28 protein-coding genes and 1 riboswitch are annotated in these 22,439 nt (G+C 40.7%); of the genes, 7 read left to right on the forward strand and 21 right to left on the reverse strand.

Annotation, left to right across the window (positions count from 1 at the left end; translation table 11 throughout):
• Positions 1-3: 3 nt before the first annotated feature.
• Positions 4-576, forward strand: a complete 573-nt coding sequence (locus IGI41_RS07750) for a hypothetical protein (protein ID WP_430609183.1) — start codon at positions 4-6, stop codon at positions 574-576.
• Between the two features lie 88 nt (positions 577-664).
• Here the strand turns inward: IGI41_RS07750 and IGI41_RS07755 are convergent, their stop codons facing one another.
• The gene (locus IGI41_RS07755; RefSeq protein ID WP_430609184.1) at positions 665-859 is read right to left on the reverse strand and encodes a hypothetical protein; all 195 of its coding nucleotides are present in this window, start codon (positions 857-859) and stop codon (positions 665-667) included.
• A gap of 128 nt (positions 860-987) precedes the next feature.
• Here IGI41_RS07755 and IGI41_RS07760 point away from each other — a divergent pair, with 128 nt between their 5' ends.
• Positions 988-1,260 carry a hypothetical protein gene (locus tag IGI41_RS07760; protein WP_054114578.1) on the forward strand — a complete coding sequence of 91 codons (273 nt, stop codon included), beginning with the start codon at positions 988-990 and terminating at the stop codon, positions 1,258-1,260.
• Positions 1,261-1,301: 41 nt separating this feature from the next.
• On the opposite strand, the gene IGI41_RS07765 is transcribed toward IGI41_RS07760, so the two are convergent.
• Positions 1,302-1,661: a hypothetical protein gene (locus IGI41_RS07765; protein WP_430609185.1), complete on the reverse strand. Its 360-nt coding sequence runs from the start codon at positions 1,659-1,661 to the stop codon at positions 1,302-1,304.
• A 195-nt stretch (positions 1,662-1,856) separates the two neighbouring features.
• On the opposite strand from IGI41_RS07765, the gene IGI41_RS07770 reads away from it, so the two are divergent.
• Positions 1,857-2,048 (forward strand): hypothetical protein, encoded by a 192-nt coding sequence (locus tag IGI41_RS07770; RefSeq protein ID WP_430609186.1) that lies wholly within the window; start codon positions 1,857-1,859, stop codon positions 2,046-2,048.
• A gap of 28 nt (positions 2,049-2,076) precedes the next feature.
• Here the strand turns inward: IGI41_RS07770 and IGI41_RS07775 are convergent, their stop codons facing one another.
• Positions 2,077-2,619 (reverse strand): ECF transporter S component, encoded by a 543-nt coding sequence (locus tag IGI41_RS07775; RefSeq protein ID WP_430609187.1) that lies wholly within the window; start codon positions 2,617-2,619, stop codon positions 2,077-2,079.
• Entirely contained in the window at positions 2,603-3,022 is a 420-nt protein-coding gene (locus IGI41_RS07780; protein ID WP_430609188.1) for a DUF4430 domain-containing protein, read from the reverse strand. The genes IGI41_RS07775 and IGI41_RS07780 overlap by 17 nt, the downstream gene beginning before the upstream one ends.
• 162 nt (positions 3,023-3,184) lie before the next feature.
• On the opposite strand from IGI41_RS07780, the gene IGI41_RS07785 reads away from it, so the two are divergent.
• Together IGI41_RS07785 and IGI41_RS07790 are read left to right on the forward strand one after the other, a co-directional pair.
• Positions 3,185-4,585: a C69 family dipeptidase gene (locus tag IGI41_RS07785; protein ID WP_430609189.1), complete on the forward strand. Its 1,401-nt coding sequence runs from the start codon at positions 3,185-3,187 to the stop codon at positions 4,583-4,585.
• A gap of 126 nt (positions 4,586-4,711) precedes the next feature.
• The gene (locus tag IGI41_RS07790; protein ID WP_430609190.1) at positions 4,712-4,873 is read left to right on the forward strand and encodes an aldo/keto reductase; all 162 of its coding nucleotides are present in this window, start codon (positions 4,712-4,714) and stop codon (positions 4,871-4,873) included.
• Positions 4,874-4,969: 96 nt separating this feature from the next.
• Here the strand turns inward: IGI41_RS07790 and IGI41_RS07795 are convergent, their stop codons facing one another.
• The gene (locus IGI41_RS07795) at positions 4,970-5,161 is read right to left on the reverse strand and encodes a hypothetical protein (protein WP_430609191.1); all 192 of its coding nucleotides are present in this window, start codon (positions 5,159-5,161) and stop codon (positions 4,970-4,972) included.
• A gap of 119 nt (positions 5,162-5,280) precedes the next feature.
• Between IGI41_RS07795 and IGI41_RS07800 the strand changes: the two genes are divergently transcribed.
• Together IGI41_RS07800 and IGI41_RS07805 are read left to right on the forward strand one after the other, a co-directional pair.
• Positions 5,281-5,943 carry an NAD(P)H-dependent oxidoreductase gene (locus IGI41_RS07800; protein WP_430609192.1) on the forward strand — a complete coding sequence of 221 codons (663 nt, stop codon included), beginning with the start codon at positions 5,281-5,283 and terminating at the stop codon, positions 5,941-5,943.
• A gap of 2 nt (positions 5,944-5,945) precedes the next feature.
• The gene (locus IGI41_RS07805; protein WP_430609193.1) at positions 5,946-6,119 is read left to right on the forward strand and encodes a hypothetical protein; all 174 of its coding nucleotides are present in this window, start codon (positions 5,946-5,948) and stop codon (positions 6,117-6,119) included.
• Positions 6,120-6,174: 55 nt separating this feature from the next.
• Here the strand turns inward: IGI41_RS07805 and dat are convergent, their stop codons facing one another.
• The 16 genes from dat to IGI41_RS07885 all read right to left on the reverse strand — a co-directional run bounded on the left by dat (position 6,175) and on the right by IGI41_RS07885 (position 22,342).
• Positions 6,175-7,017, reverse strand: a complete 843-nt coding sequence (dat, locus tag IGI41_RS07810) for a D-amino-acid transaminase (protein WP_430609194.1) — start codon at positions 7,015-7,017, stop codon at positions 6,175-6,177.
• 149 nt (positions 7,018-7,166) lie between these two features.
• Positions 7,167-8,261: an AI-2E family transporter gene (locus tag IGI41_RS07815; RefSeq protein ID WP_430609195.1), complete on the reverse strand. Its 1,095-nt coding sequence runs from the start codon at positions 8,259-8,261 to the stop codon at positions 7,167-7,169.
• A gap of 62 nt (positions 8,262-8,323) precedes the next feature.
• Positions 8,324-8,749 (reverse strand): hypothetical protein, encoded by a 426-nt coding sequence (locus IGI41_RS07820; RefSeq protein ID WP_430609196.1) that lies wholly within the window; start codon positions 8,747-8,749, stop codon positions 8,324-8,326.
• 68 nt (positions 8,750-8,817) lie between these two features.
• A complete protein-coding gene (locus tag IGI41_RS07825; protein WP_430612772.1) occupies positions 8,818-9,219 on the reverse strand; it encodes a GNAT family N-acetyltransferase in 402 nt (133 codons plus the stop codon).
• 197 nt (positions 9,220-9,416) lie between these two features.
• Positions 9,417-10,604 (reverse strand): FtsW/RodA/SpoVE family cell cycle protein, encoded by a 1,188-nt coding sequence (locus IGI41_RS07830; protein WP_430609197.1) that lies wholly within the window; start codon positions 10,602-10,604, stop codon positions 9,417-9,419.
• Positions 10,582-11,733 (reverse strand): FtsW/RodA/SpoVE family cell cycle protein, encoded by a 1,152-nt coding sequence (locus IGI41_RS07835; protein ID WP_430609198.1) that lies wholly within the window; start codon positions 11,731-11,733, stop codon positions 10,582-10,584. Before IGI41_RS07835 ends, IGI41_RS07830 begins: the two co-directional genes overlap by 23 nt.
• 115 nt (positions 11,734-11,848) lie before the next feature.
• Positions 11,849-12,023: riboswitch (M-box (ykoK) riboswitch) on the reverse strand.
• A 275-nt stretch (positions 12,024-12,298) separates the two neighbouring features.
• Complete coding sequence (locus tag IGI41_RS07840; RefSeq protein WP_430609199.1) at positions 12,299-14,170, reverse strand: endonuclease MutS2; 1,872 nt, start codon at positions 14,168-14,170, stop codon at positions 12,299-12,301.
• Between the two features lie 334 nt (positions 14,171-14,504).
• Positions 14,505-16,034, reverse strand: coding sequence for an alkyl hydroperoxide reductase subunit F (gene ahpF / locus IGI41_RS07845; RefSeq protein WP_430609200.1), 1,530 nt, complete (start codon positions 16,032-16,034; stop codon positions 14,505-14,507).
• Between the two features lie 9 nt (positions 16,035-16,043).
• Positions 16,044-16,607 (reverse strand): alkyl hydroperoxide reductase subunit C, encoded by a 564-nt coding sequence (gene ahpC, locus IGI41_RS07850; RefSeq protein ID WP_430609201.1) that lies wholly within the window; start codon positions 16,605-16,607, stop codon positions 16,044-16,046.
• A 277-nt stretch (positions 16,608-16,884) separates the two neighbouring features.
• Positions 16,885-17,100, reverse strand: a complete 216-nt coding sequence (locus tag IGI41_RS07855; RefSeq protein WP_430609202.1) for a hypothetical protein — start codon at positions 17,098-17,100, stop codon at positions 16,885-16,887.
• A 130-nt stretch (positions 17,101-17,230) separates the two neighbouring features.
• Positions 17,231-18,202 carry a permease prefix domain 1-containing protein gene (locus IGI41_RS07860; protein WP_430609203.1) on the reverse strand — a complete coding sequence of 324 codons (972 nt, stop codon included), beginning with the start codon at positions 18,200-18,202 and terminating at the stop codon, positions 17,231-17,233.
• Positions 18,199-18,531: a PadR family transcriptional regulator gene (locus tag IGI41_RS07865; RefSeq protein WP_430609204.1), complete on the reverse strand. Its 333-nt coding sequence runs from the start codon at positions 18,529-18,531 to the stop codon at positions 18,199-18,201. Before IGI41_RS07865 ends, IGI41_RS07860 begins: the two co-directional genes overlap by 4 nt.
• 169 nt (positions 18,532-18,700) lie before the next feature.
• Positions 18,701-19,678 carry a siderophore ABC transporter substrate-binding protein gene (locus tag IGI41_RS07870; protein ID WP_430609206.1) on the reverse strand — a complete coding sequence of 326 codons (978 nt, stop codon included), beginning with the start codon at positions 19,676-19,678 and terminating at the stop codon, positions 18,701-18,703.
• 20 nt (positions 19,679-19,698) lie between these two features.
• Complete coding sequence (locus IGI41_RS07875; RefSeq protein WP_430609207.1) at positions 19,699-20,457, reverse strand: ABC transporter ATP-binding protein; 759 nt, start codon at positions 20,455-20,457, stop codon at positions 19,699-19,701.
• On the reverse strand, positions 20,454-21,398 hold the full coding sequence (locus tag IGI41_RS07880) for an iron chelate uptake ABC transporter family permease subunit (RefSeq protein ID WP_430609208.1): 945 nt from the start codon (positions 21,396-21,398) through the stop codon (positions 20,454-20,456). The genes IGI41_RS07875 and IGI41_RS07880 overlap by 4 nt, the downstream gene beginning before the upstream one ends.
• The gene (locus IGI41_RS07885) at positions 21,395-22,342 is read right to left on the reverse strand and encodes an ABC transporter permease (RefSeq protein WP_430609209.1); all 948 of its coding nucleotides are present in this window, start codon (positions 22,340-22,342) and stop codon (positions 21,395-21,397) included. The genes IGI41_RS07880 and IGI41_RS07885 overlap by 4 nt, the downstream gene beginning before the upstream one ends.
• Positions 22,343-22,439: the final 97 nt, after the last annotated feature.

Below are 22,439 nucleotides of genomic sequence, written 5' to 3' on the forward strand. Positions count from 1 at the left end.
AAAATGACGATCGACAATAGACTCGTCCTTTTTCTAATGATTATTTTGACCAATTATGTATGCCAACAGCTGGCACCATCAGTCGGTAAAAAAATACCGAATGTGACTACCCGTGTCTGCTACTTAGCCAGTGTGATCGGCCTCGCCTACTTTATCAGCGGCAGTTTGTTTTATGGCGTGATGCGTTATCAGTTTGTCTATGGAAACATCGTAGTGACCAATCTAGTCACCGCTGCTGTGATTGCTTTGATCGTCACTTGGGGAATACTGGCGATCGTTCCTGGAAAGCAACGTTTTATGACCGACCATCTATCTAAGATCGCTCTTACCATCGTGCCGATCCTGACATTAGCTACCGTGACACAATTTCCTTACGACCAATACATGATGCACCTAACGACAGCAGCTGGGATGTATCTTTTATTCTCCTTTGCTTTATCAGGTGTACGCACAAGGGTAGAAATCGCCACGATTCCTAAAATACTTCAAGGGTTTCCTCTCGATGTCGTTACTTTGTTTCTCTTTTATCTCAGTTTTTCCTTTCTTAATGGCGTCTTCTTTGACTATTTGTTTTAAACAAAAACACCAAACCAATCCTCTTGGCGCAATGAATAACCGCTCGATAGACTTGGTTTGGTGTTTATCCTTCAATTGATGCGATTGACTATTTTTTTCGAAACATTTCTCGGAAAGAACCGATCAAAAAACCCGTTGAGTAGGCGTTATCCGCTTTCTTGTTTTTTTCATCAGCAATTTTCTGTCGGGTTTTCAACCCTTTTTTGGCATTTTTCGGTTTTCCTTCCCGTAGTTCTTTTGACGCCTTTTGCCATTCTTTAGAAAAACGATTGTATCCAACCATTAAAACCACTCCTTTTATTTAGCTTATCATAGGCGGGCATTCATTTCACAGGAATTGCCTTTCTTTGGTAAATCGGGTAACATAGCAAGTAGAAAGAAGATTGTATGCCGCTTAGAAAGGAAATGACTATGAACGAAACACATACAGGATTACTTGTAAATAGCCGGGTCTTCCAAGAAACCCCGATGATGTTGACAGGAATCCAATTGCTTGAAGACCATAAAATCGTCAATTGTATTATCAAAGACCGCTACCTTTCCAGCTATGTCTTGCGGTTGCCGTTAAATAAATACAACTTGGAAGTTGAAGGAAAATGGAACAAACGTGAGCAATTGGTGATCAAACATATGAAAATAAAAAATATCGATGCGTTTATCAAAATCGTCGGTACGCCTGAATAAAACAAAAACAGAGAAGCTGTCATTGCCTCTCTGTTTTTGTTTTATCTTGCCATTTGCGACAATCGTTCTAAAAACAGCTTCTGCTCTTCTTGAATACCGATCGCCATCGGTTTGATCAATAGTTTGACGGTGGTGTTATGCGTTTTGATGCTCACTTTTTTATTCAACACACCGCTTAATTGCAACTGGGTAATGTCATGTAAAAAAATCGTTTGCAGTGCTTTTTCATTAAAGTTCAAATCTAACTGGATCAAATGCAATTTTTCTTCATCAAGAATCAGAATATAATACTTAGGCAATGGGAGAGCAATCATTTTGGCTTCTTCTGCATAACCCGCGAGTTTGCCGTCAAACTTCTGACGGTAGTCTTCAAGGTCAGCTTTTTTGACGATCCATTTCATTTTAAGCAACCCCTTTCACTTACTCTCAGCATACGCGTTGCCTCTTTAATCGCATAATGATATGCCTGTATGCTTTTTCACATAGAGCAATTGCAGCAAAAATCACCATTTCGACCAAACGCAAGGTGAAATCCTTTACTTTCATCACCCTTTCCGATATTCTAGTGCTAAATTGAATAGAATGAGGTGTGAATGATGGATGAATCACAGTTAGATCTAAGCATTGACTATTGGGCCAAAGTCATTGGACAACCAGATTTAGTGGAAGTTCAAGTCTTACATGTCCTGACAAATACCGCTACTGTCTGCATCAAAGAAACTGGCGAAACTGGGGTCGCAAAATTATGTGACTTGGTGGCCAGCCAAGAAGAAAAAATGCTCATTTAACTTCACGCCATGACAAAAAAAGACAAGATCAACTGATCTTGTCTTTTTTTGGATAAAACCGATGAATCAATTGTCGAAACACTGGAGCCAGCAATACATAAAAGACGCCATTGCCACATGCATGTAACGCATCAAAACTAAGGCCTTGCAGATAATATGGCCAAAAATGGGGGAACCCATACAATTTCACACTCAGCCAGGAAATGACCAGTCCGTACAAAAAACCTGCACTGATACTATATAGCAATTGCAGGATTTTGCCCTGTCGATACCTTGCAGACAGGCAAAGTACTCCTTGCACTGCTAAAACCACCCCATAACTGATTATTTGCGTTACTGTCCAGATACCCATTCCCATATAAAGATTGGTAATGACCAAAGAAAGAATCGCGACGATCATCCCACGACTAAATCCTAAGGACAAGACAATCAATAAAAAGATCACGGTCATTGGTTGCACATTTGGTAAAGGATGCAGCAATGTCCTGCCAACGACCGCTGCAGCAGTGAATAAACTGAGGAACGCAATTTCTTTCACGCTGAAATAAGCTGTTTTATTCGAATTTTTCATAGGTAAATACCACTTTATCGTTTTCTCCTAAGAACGTATCATTGGCACCTGTACTGATCATTTCATCATTGATCGTATAGGTCCAATAGTAGCCATTGCTTTCATCTTGTGCCAATCCATCAATACTGGTGATCATCCCTTGATCTTCAACCAAATCAAAATTGTCTTTCATGATTGCCATCAATGTGGTCCCTTCTTCAAAAGTTACTGTTTTATCTTTAAGAGCGGACGCCTTTTCCTCCGTGTTGTTCACAAAAGAAATTTCTGCTGTCCGTTGCGTGGCTGATTTTTCTGCAGAAGAAGCCTCTATTGATGTATTGGTTGCGTCGATACTAGGTTTGGCACACCCTACCAACAAAATACTCATCAGTATTGCATAACCCACCATTAATTTTTGTTTCATCTATTTTCCTCATTTCTAATTAGCCTTCCCATATTGTACTAAAAATAAAGAGAAAATTCGATTGTTTTTCCAAAAGAGGTTATTTTTTCATTGAAAATAGCTGAAACAATCGTTATACTAACATCAATTTAAAAAAAGACCCCACATAAAAGGAGAAAAAAGATGGATAAAAAAACAGCCTCATGTACCACGATTTTGGTGGGTAAACACGCAAGCAACGATGGATCAACGATGATTGCACGCAATGAAGATGCCGGCAGCGGGTCCGAACCGCAAAAATTTGTCGTGATCGAACCAGAACAACAAGGCAGCACATTTTATGCCGTTTTAAGTGATTGTACTGTTCAACTACCCGATGACCCAATGCGCTATACCGCTACCCCTGAAGCCGATCCTTCCCAAGGTGTATGGGCCGCATCAGGCATCAATGCCGAAAACGTAGCGATGACCGCTACGGAAACCATTACCACCAATTCCCGAGTTTTAGCGATCGATCCTCTAGTACCTGAAGGGATCGGTGAAGCAGACTTTGTCAGTATCGTCTTGCCTTACATTCACTCAGCACGCGAAGGGGTCTTGCGATTGGGGGAATTACTCGCGAAATATGGCACCTACGAGTCTAACGGCATTGCTTTTTCAGATAAAGACGAGATCTGGTATATGGAAACCATCGGTGGACACCACTGGGTCGCAACGAAAATACCCGACGATGCGTATGTTGTCGCTCCCAATCGTTTGAATATCGACCATTTCGATTTTGAGGCAGACACTTCTTTGTATGCTGCAGACTTGCCAAATCTTATCGAAATGTACCATTTAAATCCTGATTTTGAAGGCGTCAACCTGCGCCATATTTTCGGCAGTTCCACTGAAAAAGATACCCGTTATAATAATCCTCGGGCTTGGTATATCCAAAAACATTTTAGCGGAACTGATGCGGAACCTATTGACCAAGAGTTGCCTTTTCTCTGCTATCCAAAACAAAAATTAACAATTGAAGATGTCAAATGGGCATTAAGCAGCCATTTCCAAAATACGCCTTTTGACCCTTATGGCACTGGTACACCCGCAGAGAAAAAACAATATCGTTCCATTGCATTAAACCGAAATCAACAAGTCCATATTTTGCAAATCCGAAACAATGTGGCTCCTGAGATTGCAGGCATTCATTGGTTGGCCTTTGGTCCCAACACATTCAATGCTGTTGTTCCATTTTATGTGCACATCACTGATACACCAGCCGCTTATCGGAATACCACAAAAGTTTATGATCCTACCAATAGTTACTGGTTGAGTCGCACACTTGCTTTGATTGGCGATAGTGATTATGATCGTTATAGCGACTTAGCTGCACGATTTGAATTAGATATGATGGCTTATTGTCGCCGCATCCAACAGCAAACAGATCAAGGATGGATGCGTCAAGATCAACATTCATCGTTTTTGGAGAAGGCAAATGAAAAAATGGCCCATTACTATATAGAACAAGCCACCCAATTATTGGGAAAAATGGTTGAGTCTGGCAGTCAGAAAATGGCATTGCGCTTTAATCTGGCGGATTAGCTTTCGTTAACACAAACTTTACCTAAAATTATTTTGAACATCACATTCATCCTTTATGATAAAGATACCAGTTCATTCTCTTCAAAAATGAGGAGCATGAACATGGAATAGTTGGGAGGAATGACTATGCAAACAAACAAGTATCGGACCATTACCAACGAATTTGTCAAAGGTGAGATCATCACCCGCTATGACCATCAATCGATTTTGATTATCCAAGACCGCGATGGTTTTCTCCATGTCGTTGAAAAAGCCCCCGCTTCCCCTGTACAATCACGCTCAAAATAATGCAAAAACCCGCTTGCGCGAGTGAGAAGAAAAACAGGCAATTCTTCTTGCGTAAGCAGGTTTTTTGTTGTTTAAGTGAATCAAGATTTTGCTGTTTTATTTGTCCAAAGATAGGCTTCTCACAGTAAACTCTTGGCCGTCCTCAGCTGTCACACGCTTCTTTTCTTCCAAGAAGGCTTGTTGCTTCTTTCCTACATACCAGCTTTTTTCCAGTAGAAAGATCCCGCTAGCAATCACCCATACCAATGCCGCTAGACCCTTGACTAAAAAATGATTGATTTTCATCATGATACACTTCTCCTTCACTTGCATCATTTCCTTTGATGATATATTTTCTAACTTAAATGAAACTAAAAGGCAGAGTAGTTTCCCTTTGTGCAATTTTGTGGTACATCTATTATGAAAGGATGAATGATTTTATGATAAAAACTTTAGTCATCTCGAGTCACCCCGACTATCAGCATTCTCTATCACAGCGTTTTTTTACTGAAAGCGCCAAAGTCCCCGGGGTAAAGATGCATTTTCTTGATAACCTTGATGATTTTGTTCTTGCAGATGAATTGGCAATGCTGTCAGCATGCGAGCGATTGATTTTGCAGTTTCCGCTCTATTGGTATAACGTTCCTGCTAAAATGAAAGCTTGGATCGATGAAGTCTGGTCAGCAGCAGAAATCGCACTGAGAGGCAAAGAAATCGGGTTTGCCATTTCTACAGGTGTGGCGGCTAAAGAGTTCCAATTGGGGGGCAATGAGCAAGTGACCTTCAATGAGATATTGCGTCCGCAACGAATGATGGCACAAAAATATCAGATGACTGTTCTGCCTTTGATCGTATTAGATCAGTTGATGTACAAAACAGAAGCACAAAAACGCACCTTCGTAGTAAACTATCAGCAATTACTCACGATGCCTTACCCATTTTCATTTGATCAAAAGCAGCAATGGTTCGCAGATAGATTGACGCGCCTCACTGAAGAAAAACCACAGTTGATTCCTTTATTGACGCAGTTGGAAAACAACCATGAACTGATTCAAGATTTGGATGAAGCATTAGCTAGTTTGGAGGAATAGCCATGATCGAACCATGGATGGAACAAATCATTACAGACGCTACCAACGAAACCAATGACTATCACGAAAAAGCCTTATTACAGGGTCTTGCGGAGCTACTTGAGGAGCAGCAGCAGCGAATCACTACAAAACAAGGTGAATTGGATGGAAAACTATGGAACCCGAGCGATTGGTGAGAAAAAAGACTTGAGCTTGTCATCAAACGAGATCAAGTCTTTTCTGCATTCTTACTTATTTGCTAATGGCATCGATATACGCCTGTTGTAAGCGTGCGGTGATTGGACCTTTCTCTCCTTGTCCGACCAAATTGCCATCGATCGACACCACGGGTACGATTTCCCAAACCGAATTGGTCAAGAAACATTCTTGGACTTCTCCTAAACGAGAAATTGGTACGGCTTCTTCAACTAAGGAAATGGCCAATTCGGCACATAATTGACGAACTTTGATCTTGGTGATGCCAGGTAAAACCAAGGGACCATCTGGATGAGTATATAATTTCCCATCAATCACAAACCAAAGATTTGACGCAGAAGCCTCTGTGAAGAATCCATCTCTATGTAACAATGCATCATCAAACCCTTTTTCAATTGCTTCATCCAATGATAACAAGTTGCCCAATAAGCTCAGTGATTTGATATCACAATGCAACCAACGCTGATCTGGGATCACAGTTGCACTCAAGCCATTTTGCTGCATGTCGAGCGGCCGTTCGAAAGGAATCGCGTTGGCTGTTAAAACAGCTTGGACTGTGCCTGCAGTTGGAAATTGATGGTTTCGAGGAGAGTACACACCTCTAGTGATCTGCATATAGATTTCTCCATTGTTGATTTCTTCAACAGCAATCATTTTCTTCAGATTTTCAGCAATCCGTTCTGCATCATAAGGCAGTGTTAACTTGATTTTTTTTGCGCTGGCGATAAGCCGTTCCATATGTTCTGCTAACATATAGCAATGGCCATCATAGACTCTGATCACTTCATAAATCCCATCGCCATATTGATAACCGCGATCTTCGATATCCACTTTGACCTGCTCACGCTCCACGATGTCTTGATTCCACAATACTTTCATCTAACCCACTCCCAACGATTTTTTTGTTGTCGTTAGTATAGCATGGCAAACCCGTTTGTGGGGGCAGTCTAGCCAAAATAGTTGCCTGTTTTACATAGAACTTTCTATGATGAAAAAACACGATCATAAAAATGATCGTGTCAGCATAGCTATTCTTCTTCAGGCGCAACATCTGATATACGGCGTTGCTGCCAATAATGAATAATCGTACGGCTCATCGCTACTATGATCGAATAGACAGGTAATGCAACGATCATACCGACAAATCCTAGTAAATTTCCTGCAATCAATAACAAAAAGACAGCAATGATCGGATGGATATGCAGTACTTTGTTCATCACCAACGGAGAAACCAAATAGGATTCACCAAATTGAATAACTGTGATTCCTAGAATCAACAACAAACTCGTCTGAATATCTTGACTCAAAGCGAATAAGAACGCTGGCGCTGCCCCGATAAATGGACCAAAATAAGGAATGATATCCAAAACACCACAAATCAAGCCCAACAATAATGCATTTTGCAATCCCAGCAAAGAAAAAACCAAGTAACTGGAAATCGCAACGTAGGAACAAACCAGCAATTTACCACCAATATAAGCTGAGGCTGCTTGATGGAAATCATCACATAGTTGTAAAATCAATGAACGGTACTTTTGCGGTGACTTCTCTGACAAAAAACCAGGAATCTTTTCGCCATCTTTAAACATATAAACCAATAGCAACGGAATCGTGAACAAAATGATCGCCGAATGAGACACAATTGAGATCAAACTAGTTAGACTATTCGTCGCACCCGTCAGAAATTGCATCGCAAAGTTGCCCACTTGAGAAAAATTGACCGATTCCACCAGTGGTTCAAACAAATCACGCATATAAGAATGATCAATATTGTCAATCACCAGATTGATGATGACTGGAACTTGACCAATAAACCGTCCCATCTCAGCTGCCAACGCTGGCGCAATCACTTGAATGATCAAATAAGCTGCGAAAACAATGAGCAACAATGTGGAATAAAGCGCCACCGCTTTTCTATTGGTCAACTTATTGATCCAATTGAAAAAAGGTAAGAAAATATAAAAGATAAAGACCGAGATCAAAACTGGCAAGAAAACACTCGAGAAAATGGCTTCTAAGGGTCTGAAAACAAAAAGGATATTAGAAAAGATCCAGATTGCCAGTCCTATTAGGCAAATGATCACCAAACTTGCAAAAATTTTTGATTTTTGTAAAAACTTCAAATGATTTTCCTCCAAAATTCTGTATGTGATTTTCATCTACCCATCCTTATAGAAATAGACAATTAATTTTGATGAGCTGAAAATGGTACTTGTTGGTGACAGGCGCGAATCAAATGCTTGCTTAACAGCAACTGCCAAAAACCGATCAGCAAAAAGATCAAGTGCAGTATATTGATATTTTGCAGCAAAGCTACTTGGATCAAAATCCAAGCAATCAAACAACCGCCCATGACCATACTCAGATAAAAAGCATCCTCTCTTATGATCAACAGTGCTGTAAGTAGATTTCCCAGTCCTAATACCAGTGCCAAAAATATTCCTGGAACCAAAAAAGTACGAAATGGGGTCTGTTGCAACATTGCCGTTGTTAGTCCAAGATAGGTTTCACCATCAAGCAACGGATGAACACTCAAAAATGCGATGGCGCTTCCCCCACAGGCACCAACACCAACAAACAACGTAATCATAAAGATTATTCTTTTCCCCATTCATTTACTCCCTTTCAAACTTGGTTGGGTAGTGATTTTATGCGCTACCACGGCTACTTCACGGCTACTTAATGATGAATAAATGCAACGCCACCTGTCTGCCCGACTTGTTGAAACCCACAGGATTGATAAAATGATTTCGTCTTTGCTTGGTCATCTGTCAACAGAATTTTTTGCCGCACATCTGGATACTGGGCAATCATCTTTTCAAGCAATGTCTGACCGATCCTTTGCCGTTGATAATCCGGCAAGACCAATAGATCTTGAATATAAAGAATGGTTTCTCCATCTGTTACAGCTCTGACCAAGCCGACTAATACATCTTGATCATACGCTGCAATCACAGAAGAACGATGCAAGCCTTTGAGTAATTTCTCTGGCTTTTGGGTATAGAGTGTCCAACCAACTTTTTGATATAAAGACACAATTTGATCCTTATCAGTGGGTACTCCATTGTGAAATTCGATCATCACAGCCACTCCTCCTTCGTATTATCAAACATGACTTATTTGGTTTATTTCATTCATGGTATCGTTATGAAACACAGCTGTCAACGTTTTCAAGCAAATAGCGTGAGGTTCTGCGCGAATAGGCATGAAAATCTGCAAATCGAAACAATGGTTGCTAAGAAGACCGCTGTTCTGAACATAATGCTTATTATACAGGGCTACTGTAACTTCAATTCAGTATTGTGACGAAATTCAATTTCTAGCAGTTTTTCTTTATTTAGTCCTAAAATAATCCCCATTGCCATACTAATGGCAATCAAGGATGTCCCGCCTTGGCTAAGGAACGGCAAAGGAATCCCCGTTAAGGGCAGCAACCCAATTGCTGCGCCAATATTTTCAAAAATTTGGAAAACCAAGCCAAAAATAAATGTGATCGCAATATAGACCGATGCTTTATTGTTGGTCGATATCGCTGCAAAAATCACTTGGTAAATCAAATAAAAATAAAGGAAAATCACCAATGTACTGCCAAAAAAGCCGAATGTTTCGCCAATCACGGTAAAAATCATATCCGATTCCCGCACTGGTACATAGACAGTTGTATGATTCTGCGGGGCGCCTAACAGCCCTCCAGATCCAATCGCTAAAATACTCCGAACTTGTTGAAAAGCGATCGAATCTTGATAAGCAAAAGGATCCACCCATGCTTTGATGCGATCCAGCTGATATTGCGAGAATGTTAATTGAAAGAGCAGCCGATTGCCCCATTCAGTAAACACCAACAACAGCAATACTCCGCCAACCAAGGCAGCAATACTCGTCATCACCGTCAATATCTTCCAATGGACCCCTGAAATGATAAATAACGCCCCTAACATGACCACAAAAACCAAACTGGTCCCAAAGTCACGCTGCAGATACATAAGTGCGAATGTTGGTATGCTGTAAAACAAGACTTTACATACATAGATCATGTCTGTTTGGATCGTACGCTCTGCTTTGCGTTTTTCGTAGACCAATGTCAAATACACCATGAATAAGACAAACGCAATCTTCATAAATTCCGAAGGTTGGATCGTAAAGCTGCCGATCCGCATCCAGCGTTTCGTATGCGTTTCGCTAAACATAAATGGATCATAAAACCAATGCAAGGATGCCATCATTCCTAGGCAAAGCAAATACCACAGCCCGGAAAAGCGCAACAAGAATGATGTTTTGAGTAAACTAGCCGCCCCTAATGCGATGACCGACAAAATACAAAAGAGAATCTGGCGTATCACAACGGACTGGGGAGGGCGACCATCCATGACAGCTGCCTGATATTGCACCCAAATACTTAACAGATACAAAAGGAAAATTGGTAATAATAAAGCATAATTGATCTCACGCTGTTTGTAAAATCGCATCGGATTGCCCTTCCTCTCTCAACAATTTCATGCACAAACCAAATGCAAAAGATAGAATAAAGTAGCTTGATCCTCCATAACTAATAAAGGGCAGCGGCACACCAGTCATCGGCATCAGCCCTAAAATACTTGCAATATTAATGCTTGTTTGTATCAAGAGCAATGTCGCTGTTCCTAATAAAATCAATCCAACTTGGCCATTTTTACACGTTGCACTGCGCATAAATAACCGCATAATGATGATAAATAATAAGCCAATCACAAAAATCCCGAAGAACAAGCCCATTTCTTCCACTATCACCGAAAAAATAAAATCTGTTTCAGCAACTGGCAGAAACCCTTTTTTGGTAATACTATTGCCAAGACCCAAACCAGTTAAGCCACCATTAAACAATGCATAATAAGAATGGATCATCTGAAATCCTTGGCCGTAAGGATCTGAAAATGGATTGCCGACCAATCGAATCCGATTGTAGACATGCGCAAACATGGATGGCAACAAGTCGTGCTGGCCCAGCGTAAGAATCAGCCCACCTACTAGTGCAATACTCACTACTAAGGCTCCAAACAACAAAGCCGTGATCTTGACTGGTACTTGCACAGTGGTGATCATAATAAAGGCAAGAAATAGCAGAATAAACACACCCGCAACTTTAGGTTGAAACAGAATCAATAAGCAGCAAATCAGCAACAAGCCTAGTGGTTTTCTCATGTCTCGAAGCGAAGCTTTCGGTTCCTGAAAAAAATGTGCCAAATACAAAATCATCCCCACATTCACGATCTCTGAAGGCTGAAATTGCAAACCTGCGATCGATACCCAACGTTGGGCACCATTGACTGTCACCCCAAAAAAGGGCACATGAGCCATCAAAAGGGTCAGCACACCAAAAGCAATCAATCCAACTGCCAATGGGCGTCCAAGTAAAATATTGACACGCACACGTTGCAGCGTAAGAATCAATACCCAGCTCAGTACCAAAAAAATCAATTGTCTTTGGAACAACGCTGAAGGTTGTGCACCTATTGTCAATAAGCGAAAGGAACTCGCGCTATATATCATCAAAAGACCGACCATGCTCAGTAGGATATAAGCGATGATCAACAGCCAATCTGTCTTTCTATTTTCCATACTATCCACTCCTATTTCCTTGGAGTCGGTGTTCAGACGGTCTTACGTGTTGTGCAAGCTATCTTTCTTGCGGCCTAAGAAAAAAAGTCTAACTTCCCTTAGGACGTTAGACTTTTTGCAATCTCATCGTCCGAGTTTTAGCACTATACAACGTAAAGCAATGCATCGCTTGCTTAGCTATTTTATGAAAAGCCTTAATCCGACAATTCCTGTTCTACACATTGGCGTCTTTCGACGTTTCTGCGCAATAGCGTATGTTTGTATAGGAGCCTCACCTAACAAGGTTTATTGTTATTTTATATCCAGTATGATGGTAACCCTCTTCGATTGCTTTGACAACCTGATCATAAAAATATTCATTATTCTTTAGGATTTCTTAATCAAATAGAATAAATTGAAGATATTTAAAAGTTTATACAAAAAAGCAATGAGTGAAAGTTCATGCTTCGTTAACCAACTAGATAACTATCGTAATTTAATAAAGGGTGTCATCTGCCTGCGCTGTACAGGGACGCCCTCATAAAATAACGTAGCATTTACACAAATATTCGATTGCATCCCCAGCTTATTCTCGCTCTTTTGCCTGTTTCCTCAATTGTTTATAGGCTTTTTTAGACCCGCGTAATATATCTTTATTGAATTTATATGTCTGATGATCAACAAACAATTGATCAAGATCATACTCTGCGGGATACAATTCCTCTTGCTTGATCAACAGCTGAATTCTTTTCTCAGCCATAACTTCCATCCGTTCGTTGATCCATACTTGTACTTGTCCATTGTCTGCATACTGATAGAAAATGCCCTTTTCCCCTCGATCAGTGGCAAGCACTTGATCGCCTTTGGCAAACTTTCCATCTGATTCTGATTTTGGTCGAGATTCCTTGAGCAAAGCAAATGTTTTTTTGTCTAATGGGTAGTCTTTCGTCGATAAATAGGCTGCTGCATGCGCAACGATCGTTTGTGGAATCTGCATTTTTTCTGCAATCCAAAATGCATTGCTTTCTCCGACTTGATTGACCAGCAACCGATACTTCGGTGTCAATGTTTCAGGATCAAAGGCCATAGCTGCAGTTTGAAAGTCCGGATGGTCAACAGCATATTGTTTGATTTCCCCATAATGCGTCGTTGCAATCAGCAATGCCCCAGAACGATAGAGCGCGTCCATGATCGCGATTGCAAGTGCTGCACCTTCATTGGGTTCTGTGCCACTCCCAATCTCATCCAACAACACCACACGATTACGCTGATTATCTGCTAAAATCTCTGCAATATTGGCCATATGACCAGAAAAAGTACTCAAAGCATTGGCTAAACTTTGCTGATCGCCAATATCCATTGAAAGACCTTTTAAAAACGGAATGCTGCTCTGTCCATGATGGGCGGGAAACAACCCATGATGAGCCATCGCACAAACCAAAGCAACGGTCTTTAAAACAACCGTTTTGCCTCCGGCATTCGGCCCGGTGATCACCATACAACGCGTATCTATTCCCAAGGACAGGTCCAATGGAACAGCGGCATCACCAAGGAGGGGATGTTTGACATGATCCAAAACCAAGCGCTCATTCTGATTGATTTCCACGGGTGTACCTTTGATTTCACGACAGAATTTCCCCTTTGCAAAAATCACATCTAGAACAGCCAAACAGTCCAAACATTGATAGATAGCTGGCAATTCTTCAGCGATCATCCCCGTTAGTTCCGCTAAGATTTGGTATTCAATCGCCGTTTTTTCTCCCTCTGCCAAAATCAAACGATCATTTAAGCGCGCAACTGCATCTGGTTCAATAAAAACCGTGCTGCCTTTATTGGACCGTTCAATAATTGATCCTTTGAACTGATGCTGCCACTCTGCCCTTACCGGCAATGTATACCGCTCATTCTTTCTGATCATCCGGTTGTCTTGTAAAAATTTGCTTTGTGACAAAAACTTTAAAAAAACTTTTTTCATGTCACTTTCAAGCTGGTCGATCTGGCGAACGATTTTTCGCAAGTGGCGGTTCGCTTCTGGATCAATGCGCTGATGACGGATAGTCTGCGCGATTTGCGCAGTAATACTTGAAAACTCACTCAATTCTTCTACATAGCGCGCCAATTTTGGCGCCAATGAGCGGTTTTTTGTAAAAAGTTGCTTGATTCTCGGAAAAGACCTTAAAAAGTCACCGTATGCTACCAACTCATGAGGCGTCAAAATAAACCCTTTCTCAATTTTATCTGTATACAATTGAGCATGCTGCAACCCCATAAAAGGAACTGCATGTCCCGCAGCCAAAATTGCGATGGCTTCTTTTGTTTCTTCCATTCGCTTGTTTGCTGTTTCATAAGAAGCAGCCGGTCGTTCTTGTGCGAACAAGGTTTGGCCATAATCACTGATGATTTTTTGTTTGACTTGTGCTTTGATTTGTTCAAATTCTGCTGCTTGAGGTATCTTCATAACGATTGTCCTTTCTGGTGCCTGCAGAATCCGTACCCATCTGCGTCCAAAAAAGTGTACAAAAAAAGCGATAGTTTCCCATCACCTGATTCATCAATAACGATTTGTATCGGTATCTGCAGGCACAACAAATAAACGTGGTAAATTTCGTTTATTTGTTTAAATTGTCTGATTAGATACCGTAGACACTCATAAAATACCTCTTCCACTTTTTGAACGTGTTTCAATTATTGTAATCGATACCACTCAAACTTGTCAACTGCTCTTTCAAAGAGAACCTGCAAAAAAAACACCAAAGCTTAAACTTTGGTGTTTGGGTGTTCCTACTATTTGCTTAGGCGCGAATCAAATGATCGAACGCACCCAATGCTGCAGTGGCACCTGAACCCATCGAAATGATGATTTGCTTATATGCACTATCGGTACAATCCCCCGCAGCAAAAACACCTTCAATGTTGGTGGCACCTCGTTTGTCTACGACGATTTCATTGTTCGGATTCAAAACGACGCGGTCTTGCAGCCATTCTGTATTGGGCATTAAGCCAATCAAAATAAAGACACCTTCAACAGCCAATGTGAATTCGCCGTTTGATTCACGATCTGTATAAGTCAATTGCTCAACATGATCTGATCCAGTGATTTCTTTGGTTGCTGCATTTGTGATCACCGTGACATTATCTAGTGTCTGCAATCTGTTTTGCAAGACCAAATCAGCTTTTAACTCTGGTAAAAATTCCAATACATAGACATGCTTCGCCATTCCGGCCAAATCGATGGCTGCCTCGATCCCTGAGTTTCCGCCACCGATCACAGCTACTTCTTTCCCAGCAAATAAAGGCCCATCACAATGGGGACAATAGGCAACCCCTTTGTTTTTGAACTCTTTTTCGCCGGGTACATTGATGTTGCGCCAGCGGGCACCAGTGGCTAAAATCGCCGTTTTGGTTTGTAAAACGGCACCGTTTTCTAATTCCACTTCAACATAATCGTTGCGGCGGATATCTTTGGCACGTTGCCCTTTCATCACGTCGACATTGTATTCATTGACATGTTCTTCCACTTGACGCATCAACTTAGGGCCTTCTGTGTATAGGGTACCGATCATGTTCTCGATCCCTAATGTTTCCATGACTTGACCACCAAATGTTTCAACGACCATACCAGTTTTGATGCCTTTACGGGCCGCATAAACAGCCGCGCTACTACCGGCAGGGCCACCGCCTACGACAAGAACATCAAAGATTTCTTTGTCAGCAAATACTTCTTTACTTGTTGGACCTGCAGCTTTTTCAATCAATTGTTCAATCGTCTGACGACCACTGGCAAATTCTTCATTGTCTAAAAAGACAGTTGGAACCGCCATGATTTTCTTTTGATCGATCTCGTCTTTGAACATACCGCCTTCAATCATAGTATGACTGATGTTTGGATTCAAAACAGCCATAATATTCAACGCTTGGACAACGTCTGGGCAGTTATGACAAGTCAAACTAACATACGTCTCAAAGTGCAGTGGCTGATCGATTGCTTTGATTTGCTTTTGCACTGCTTCTTCAATTTTCGGTGGACGACCGCTGACTTGCAATAGTGCCAGAATAAATGAAGTAAACTCATGTCCCAAAGGTAATCCAGCAAAGACGATACCGCTCGACTGACCAGGTTGTTCGATCGTAAAACTCGGTGTCCGTTCTAAAACCTGTTCTTGGATCGTGATTTTATCCGACATTTCAGCAATTTCTGTTAGAAAATCCCGGACTTTCACAGAACTTTCATCTGCACCTAATGAAGCCGTAAAAACAACCTCCGCTTCTAGCAGAGCCAAATATTGGGTTAATTGATCTTTGATTCCTTTATCTAATCCCATTTGCGCCTCCTATATTTTCCCTACTAGGTCTAAGCTAGGTGTTAATGTATCTTCGCCTTCTTTCCATTTGGCAGGACATACTTCGCCTGGATGGGTGCGTACATATTGCGCAGCACGTATCTTATCGATCAAACCACTTGCATCTCGACCGATACCATCGGCATTGATTTCCACTGTTTGGACGACGCCATCAGGGTCAATAATAAATGTACCCCGTTGTGACAAACCAGATGCTTCATCTAAAACATCAAAAATCTCAGAAATGACATGAGATGGATCAGCAATCATGATATATTCGATTTTGTTGATTGCATCAGAATGATCATGCCAAGCTTTGTGGACATAATGGGTGTCTGTTGAAACTGAATATACTTCTGTACCCAATTCTTTTAAAGCATGGTATTGATCTTGTAAGTCTTCTAATTCTGTTGGACAAACAAATGAAAAATCTGCCGGGTAAAAACAAACGACATTCCATTTCCCTTTAAAATCTTCCGATGAAACATCGATAAATTTCCCATCGTGATAAGCTTGTGCTTCGAATGAACCAATTTCTTTTCCAATTAATGACATATCATTTCCTCCAATTAGAATAATTATTTGAGAATAATCTCTCTTAATTATTAGACTAATTCACTGAAAATTGCAATAGTATCCGCATAATTCATTTATCTAAATTATTTTCTCCTCATAAACAAGCATTTTAGTTCCGTCATAAACAAAAATAGTATATCATTTTATCTTTACGTTTCATTTCTCTTTTCCAATTATTGACGCTTCATTCTCAATTACAAATTCTATTCTCATTTACAAAAAAATCCCTCTCTTGATCAAGAGAGGGATTAAGTGATTAAGATTCATTCTTTTGTGTGGTTAAAAAATTGAACAGACCACCTATCGTTGCTTCTGGTAAATCAAGTTTTACATCATCCAAGCGCACTTCTTCAACAGGATAATGATCTTGGAATGGCGGCACTTCTAAATATTGACTTGCCAAAAATGCTTTTGCACTATCAAAATGTGCTGTTTCCTTACTGCCGTTTTTGATATATTGTATCTCTAACATAGCTTTTCCTCTTTTCTTGTCTAACACATCTATAAAATAACCAGACGATCTTCATTCAATCTTATGGTTACTGTGATTATAATCCTGCAACAAGAGGAAGTAAAGCAATCTTGTTCCTTGAAAGAGCATTTTACTTTTGACGCTTTTGGCTGAATTGCTCTAAAAAGAAATCTTGTAAAACACCACCAATCACAAAAATCACCCAAGAATACGCCCATGCATGAAAAACAAAAGACCAAATCAAGTAACCCGCAACAATCAGCGGCCAATAAACGGTGTGGAAAAAGACGACTTTTCCTGCTGCTTCACCATATTTATGATGTGTTGCCCGCGCGCCTGGTTGATCTTCATCACGAATAAAATACGTTTCATTGACTAGTTTCGCATAACCTGATCGAATCACGCTGACATAGACGATGAAAAAAACACCGACAGCAACCATCATCAAGAACATTGCAATCCCATAAGGTGTATCGTAATAAAAGATACTGCTCATAAAAATTGGCGCCAATGAGAAAATACACAACCCGATACCTAAGACCAAACCGATGCGAAAACTTTTTTCATAATCTTCCAATTGTTGACGGGCCATGCGCTTGATTTCATTAGAAATGAACCGATCATCCATTCTTTTACGATTCTCCGCATACTTTAAAGCAGAGCTAATAATAAACCCAACACCAATGGCCACGAATACAGGCAACATCACTATACCAAGACTTGGCGAATCTAACCCAACAAAAAAGGAAAAAATCGCAAATGCCGAAATACATAGACCAATACCTGTCGACAAGTATAATGCAAAATACCTGACCGTTTTCCAGTAATCAAAGGCCTCTTCACCACTAATTGCATGCGCCCAATCACTTTCATTAGGTTCGTCCTCCTCAGGAGAAATATCTAATGCTTGCAGCAATTCATCTACAGAACCAAATTCACTGATGACAGCACCGATTGCTTCGTGTTCACTCTTTCCCTGACTGATCAATTCATGATAATGGTCTTCCATGATCGCGGAAAGATCCTCTTTGGCTTTCTTGGTTTCCGGTGTGACTGGAACACTCAAGAATAAAGTGTCTAAATAATCGTGTATAGTTTTCATTTGGCTCCTCCTTGTAAGAACTGGTCAACGACCACTTTGGTCTGTTGCCATTCCGTGCGTTTTTCTTGTAAAGTTTGCTTGCCTGCTGCCGTGATTTGATAGTATGTCCGTTTCTTTCCATGGGTCACTTCACCCGGATAGGAGTGAATCAGCCCTTGCTTTTCTAAACGGGTGAAGGCAGAGTATAATGTCGTTTCTTTGATCACATATACGTCTTTGGTTCCTTCGCGGATCCGTTTAGAAATCTCATAACCATAAGAATCTTCACCTGCAAGAATAGATAGAATGATCGCATCATTGTATCCTCGAATACCGTCACTAGATATCACACGATCCCTCCTCAATTACTCCATCTGTCGTAATAATTATAAAACAATTACTACGACAGGTAAAGTAAAATCATTGAAGTTCTTAAATATCAGTCTTAAGTCTTATACTTGACCATAAAAAAAAGAAGTGATGCATCATCACTTCTTTCCTGCCTATTTATCCAATTGCTCACTCAACAGCTGGTTGGACATCTGCCAACATTCGCTCGATCGATTCGATTCCTGATCCAGCTAAATACCAAACTTCAGCGTCTAATGTAATGATTCGATCATTCTGACCCGCATTTGTTTCTTGGACGATTTCATTGCTGATGAACGCCGATTGCGATTCTTCTCCGCCAATTGCCTGGCTACGATCAATGACAAATAACAAATCCGGATTTTTTTCTAACAAATATTCGTATGAAATACTTTCCCCGTGTGTTGACGCTTCTATCGTATCATCCACTGGAACAAAACCAAAAGTATCATATAAAATACTATACCGAGAGCCAGGGCCGAACGCTGAGAGGTTGCCTTCGTTGACCATCACTACCAGAGCCGACAAGCCACTTTCTTCAGCATTAGCACTCAGGGTATCGATTTGACCTTGCAGATCTGCCAACTGACGCTGTGCTTCTTCCTCTTTGCCAAAGATTTCAGCTAATGTTTGAATATTCTTTTCAATCGATGTCCATGTATCGTTATTGTCAACGTTTAAGAAAAGTGTTGGTGCGATCGATGCCAATTGCTCTTGATAGTCTCTTTGACGACCAGAGATGATGATCAAGTCCGGTTGCAGTTGATTGATTTTTTCTAAATCGGGCTCTTTGATCCCCCCGGCTGATTCAATATCAGCAAAATCTGATAAATATTCAGGCAGATTGCTGGTGGCAGCTCCAATTACGCGATCACCTACACCAAGGACACGCATCGTATCCAAGGCACTATTGTCAAAAACGATGACTTTTTCTGGTTGATAAGGTACAGTCACTGTGCCGTTGCTATCAGTAACCTCTATGTCAGTTGGTGTTTCTTCTTTTGATTCTTTTGTCTGTGTTGCTGTTGTTCCCGATGATTGGCTTTCTCCTTGTGCTGTGTTATCTCCACAAGCGACCAAACCCAAAAACATCCCAATCGTTATGACGCCAATAGCTATTTTTTTCATTGTTTCCTCCTAAAATTTTTTTATGTGAACGGATAGCAGAAATAGCTATCTTCCACTTGTACCAATTTGATGGGTAATTCATATAATTCGGACAAAAGATCTTCTTGAATGATCTCCGCCGTTGTACCAGATCGTAAAACCTGTCCATTTTTCATAGCTACGATATATTCTGCGTAGCGAGCAGCGTAATTGATGTCGTGTAATACGATCACCACTGTCTTCTTTTCTGATTGCACTAAGTCGGTTAAATTGCGCATCAACTGCGTTGCATGCTTCAAGTCTAGATTGTTTAGGGGCTCATCTAGCAAGATGTAATCAGTTTCTTGGGCCAAAACCATTGCCAGGTAAACACGTTGTAATTGCCCCCCAGACAATTCATGGATCGACCGCTCTTTCAATTCACCCAAAGAAACTTTCCTAATGGCTTTTTCAATAATGCGCGCATCTGCAACTGTTTGTCGCCCCCGGTTATAAGGATATCGGCCAAAAGCCACGAGTTCTTTCACTGTGAGGTGGACACCATATTGGTTGCTTTGCTGTAAATAAGCCAATTTTTGTGCCAATTCCTTTGTGTGCCACTGTTTCAACTCTTTGCCGTCTAAATAGATTTCCCCTGTCCGTTCCCCCAAAACTCGACTAAGCAAAGAAAGCAACGTACTTTTACCAGCCCCATTAGGACCAATCAAAGCAATGATCTTACCTTCTGGCAAAACTAGGTTACAAGCTTTCAAAATCTGCGTTTTGCCATATGATTTATGGAGGTCAATTGTTTCAATCATATTTTTTTCCTTTCTAAAATCAATTTCGTCATGAAGAAGAGACCACCTAAAAATTGAATCACACTATTGACAGTGATGTTCCAACCAAAGACTTGTTCGACAAAAAATTGACCACTAACGAGCAACAAAAAAGCAATCAATGTGCCACCGAGAAACAACCAACTGTGACGATAGGTGGGAAAGACTTGATAGGTGATCGTCACAACTACAAAGCCCAAAAAGACAGTCGGGCCAACCAATGCGGAGGCTGTTCCCGTGAGCAAGGCAATCAGAAATAGCAGCAGTCGATGAATGGCTGTCACTGATATGCCCAAACTGACAGCTTGTCGGCTGCCCAAATGAAGAACATTCAGCTCAGGTATCAAGTAAATCATGCAAAAACAACCAAATAAGATGATGCCCGTCGCCCACAGTAAGTGGTGGGTATTGATATAATTGAAACTAGCGAATAATCTTCCCTGAAGTAAATCGTATTCATTTGGATCCATTAAAACTTGTAAAAATGTACTATAACTGCTGAACATCGTGCCGCAGACCATGCCTGCCATCAACAATAAAAATAACTGATACCCTTTTTTCTGATAAAAAAAACCGATCAGTAAACTACCAAGAATGGCTGTTGCTAAAATAGACAGCAAAAACATTTTCGTTGTTTCTTGACTCAAAATTTGGATACCACCAACGAAGAAAAACGAGATGGTTTGAATCAAGACATATAACTGATCCAATCCTAATACCCCTGGTGTCAAATAGCGGTTTTGTGTCATCGTTTGCAAAGTAAAGGTACTGAAGGAACTGGCGATTGCAACGAGGGCAAAGGCAATCAATCGTCTGCCTCGAAGCGAGAAAGCAAAAGACCAGTTTCCATAGGTATTATAGGTTAAGTATGCAATGACAGCACATAGACTTAAAAAGAGCAAGCTCCCCACTTTCACTTTCATCGTACCTGCCTCCAAAACAATAGAAATAAAAATAAACTCCCGCCAATCATTCCAGCGATAACACTGACAGGCATTTCATAAGGTGCAATCACGATTCTTGCCAATATATCACAGATCAGCAGAAAACTGCTGCCCGCAAAACAAGTCAGCCAAAGATTGTTTTTTAAATGATCACCAAAGAATAGACCAATCATATTTGGTACAACGATACCTAGAAATGGCAACTGACCTACCATCAGCAAGACCACACTACTGGCAAATGCCACCAATCCCAAAACAAACAACCGCAGTAATCCATAATTGATACCTAAGCTACGCGCTACATCCTCCCCCAACCCAGCAATCGTGATTTCATAAGTCACAAAATATAAGATAGCAAAGATAGGAATGATCAGATATAACAATTCATATTGCCCCACTGTGATCGTGGCAAAATTCCCTTGCAGCCAAGAAGATACATTTTGCACCAATTGGTACCGATAAGCCAAGAAGCCACTAACAGCACCGATGATATTGCCGAACATCACACCAGCCAAAGGTAGCATCATGGGATTATTCTTAGGCAGCATTTGACTGATAGACAAAAATAGCAAGACACCCATATAAGCAAACAAGGTGGCCACTGCTGTACGCAGTAATATTGAGCCATTCGGTAGGAACAGCATCACCATAAGAATACCTAGTCTGGCACTATCACTTAAGCCAATTGCTTCAGCCGCCACAAATTTATTTTGTAATAAGTGCTGCATGACTTTACCGCTTAGGCTGACGATACTTCCGGCGATCACCAAGCTGATAGTCCGTGGTATTCTGACTTTAATCAAAATCATCCACGCTTCTGGTACACCCTCTAGCAACCCAGATAATGAAAGTTCATGCGTGCCAACGAATAAAGAGGCAATCATTAAACTGAAAAACAGCAGGATTAAGCTGAATCTTTTCATTTTCCCCTCCATCTCGTAATTGATAACGATTCTCATTCTCTTTATAAGAGTACTTGATAATGAAATAAATCACAAGACTTTTTTTCAAAAAAAAAAT

This window comes from Enterococcus sp. DIV0876, assembly GCF_050529585.1.
Taxonomy (GTDB): Bacteria; Bacillota; Bacilli; order Lactobacillales; family Enterococcaceae; genus Enterococcus_D.

Coding starts and splice junctions, on each gene's coding strand:
- IGI41_RS07870 (WP_430609206.1), bottom strand. CDS start 19,678: ATGAAAAAAATAGCTATTGGCGTCATAACGATTGGGATGTTTTTGGGT.
- IGI41_RS07795 (WP_430609191.1), bottom strand. CDS start 5,161: ATGATGAAAATCAATCATTTTTTAGTCAAGGGTCTAGCGGCATTGGTA.
- IGI41_RS07875 (WP_430609207.1), bottom strand. CDS start 20,457: ATGATTGAAACAATTGACCTCCATAAATCATATGGCAAAACGCAGATT.
- ahpF (WP_430609200.1), bottom strand. CDS start 16,034: ATGGGATTAGATAAAGGAATCAAAGATCAATTAACCCAATATTTGGCT.
- IGI41_RS07885 (WP_430609209.1), bottom strand. CDS start 22,342: ATGAAAAGATTCAGCTTAATCCTGCTGTTTTTCAGTTTAATGATTGCC.
- IGI41_RS07750 (WP_430609183.1), top strand. CDS start 4: ATGACGATCGACAATAGACTCGTCCTTTTTCTAATGATTATTTTGACC.
- IGI41_RS07755 (WP_430609184.1), bottom strand. CDS start 859: ATGGTTGGATACAATCGTTTTTCTAAAGAATGGCAAAAGGCGTCAAAA.
- IGI41_RS07760 (WP_054114578.1), top strand. CDS start 988: ATGAACGAAACACATACAGGATTACTTGTAAATAGCCGGGTCTTCCAA.
- IGI41_RS07835 (WP_430609198.1), bottom strand. CDS start 11,733: ATGGAAAATAGAAAGACAGATTGGCTGTTGATCATCGCTTATATCCTA.
- ahpC (WP_430609201.1), bottom strand. CDS start 16,607: ATGTCATTAATTGGAAAAGAAATTGGTTCATTCGAAGCACAAGCTTAT.
- IGI41_RS07765 (WP_430609185.1), bottom strand. CDS start 1,661: ATGAAATGGATCGTCAAAAAAGCTGACCTTGAAGACTACCGTCAGAAG.
- IGI41_RS07770 (WP_430609186.1), top strand. CDS start 1,857: ATGGATGAATCACAGTTAGATCTAAGCATTGACTATTGGGCCAAAGTC.
- IGI41_RS07775 (WP_430609187.1), bottom strand. CDS start 2,619: ATGAAAAATTCGAATAAAACAGCTTATTTCAGCGTGAAAGAAATTGCG.
- IGI41_RS07820 (WP_430609196.1), bottom strand. CDS start 8,749: ATGGGGAAAAGAATAATCTTTATGATTACGTTGTTTGTTGGTGTTGGT.
- IGI41_RS07805 (WP_430609193.1), top strand. CDS start 5,946: ATGATCGAACCATGGATGGAACAAATCATTACAGACGCTACCAACGAA.
- IGI41_RS07800 (WP_430609192.1), top strand. CDS start 5,281: ATGAATGATTTTATGATAAAAACTTTAGTCATCTCGAGTCACCCCGAC.
- IGI41_RS07785 (WP_430609189.1), top strand. CDS start 3,185: ATGGATAAAAAAACAGCCTCATGTACCACGATTTTGGTGGGTAAACAC.
- IGI41_RS07790 (WP_430609190.1), top strand. CDS start 4,712: ATGCAAACAAACAAGTATCGGACCATTACCAACGAATTTGTCAAAGGT.
- IGI41_RS07830 (WP_430609197.1), bottom strand. CDS start 10,604: ATGCGATTTTACAAACAGCGTGAGATCAATTATGCTTTATTATTACCA.
- dat (WP_430609194.1), bottom strand. CDS start 7,017: ATGAAAGTATTGTGGAATCAAGACATCGTGGAGCGTGAGCAGGTCAAA.
- IGI41_RS07860 (WP_430609203.1), bottom strand. CDS start 18,202: ATGAAAACTATACACGATTATTTAGACACTTTATTCTTGAGTGTTCCA.
- IGI41_RS07780 (WP_430609188.1), bottom strand. CDS start 3,022: ATGAAACAAAAATTAATGGTGGGTTATGCAATACTGATGAGTATTTTG.
- IGI41_RS07880 (WP_430609208.1), bottom strand. CDS start 21,398: ATGAAAGTGAAAGTGGGGAGCTTGCTCTTTTTAAGTCTATGTGCTGTC.
- IGI41_RS07825 (WP_430612772.1), bottom strand. CDS start 9,219: ATGATCGAATTTCACAATGGAGTACCCACTGATAAGGATCAAATTGTG.
- IGI41_RS07840 (WP_430609199.1), bottom strand. CDS start 14,170: ATGAAGATACCTCAAGCAGCAGAATTTGAACAAATCAAAGCACAAGTC.
- IGI41_RS07855 (WP_430609202.1), bottom strand. CDS start 17,100: ATGTTAGAGATACAATATATCAAAAACGGCAGTAAGGAAACAGCACAT.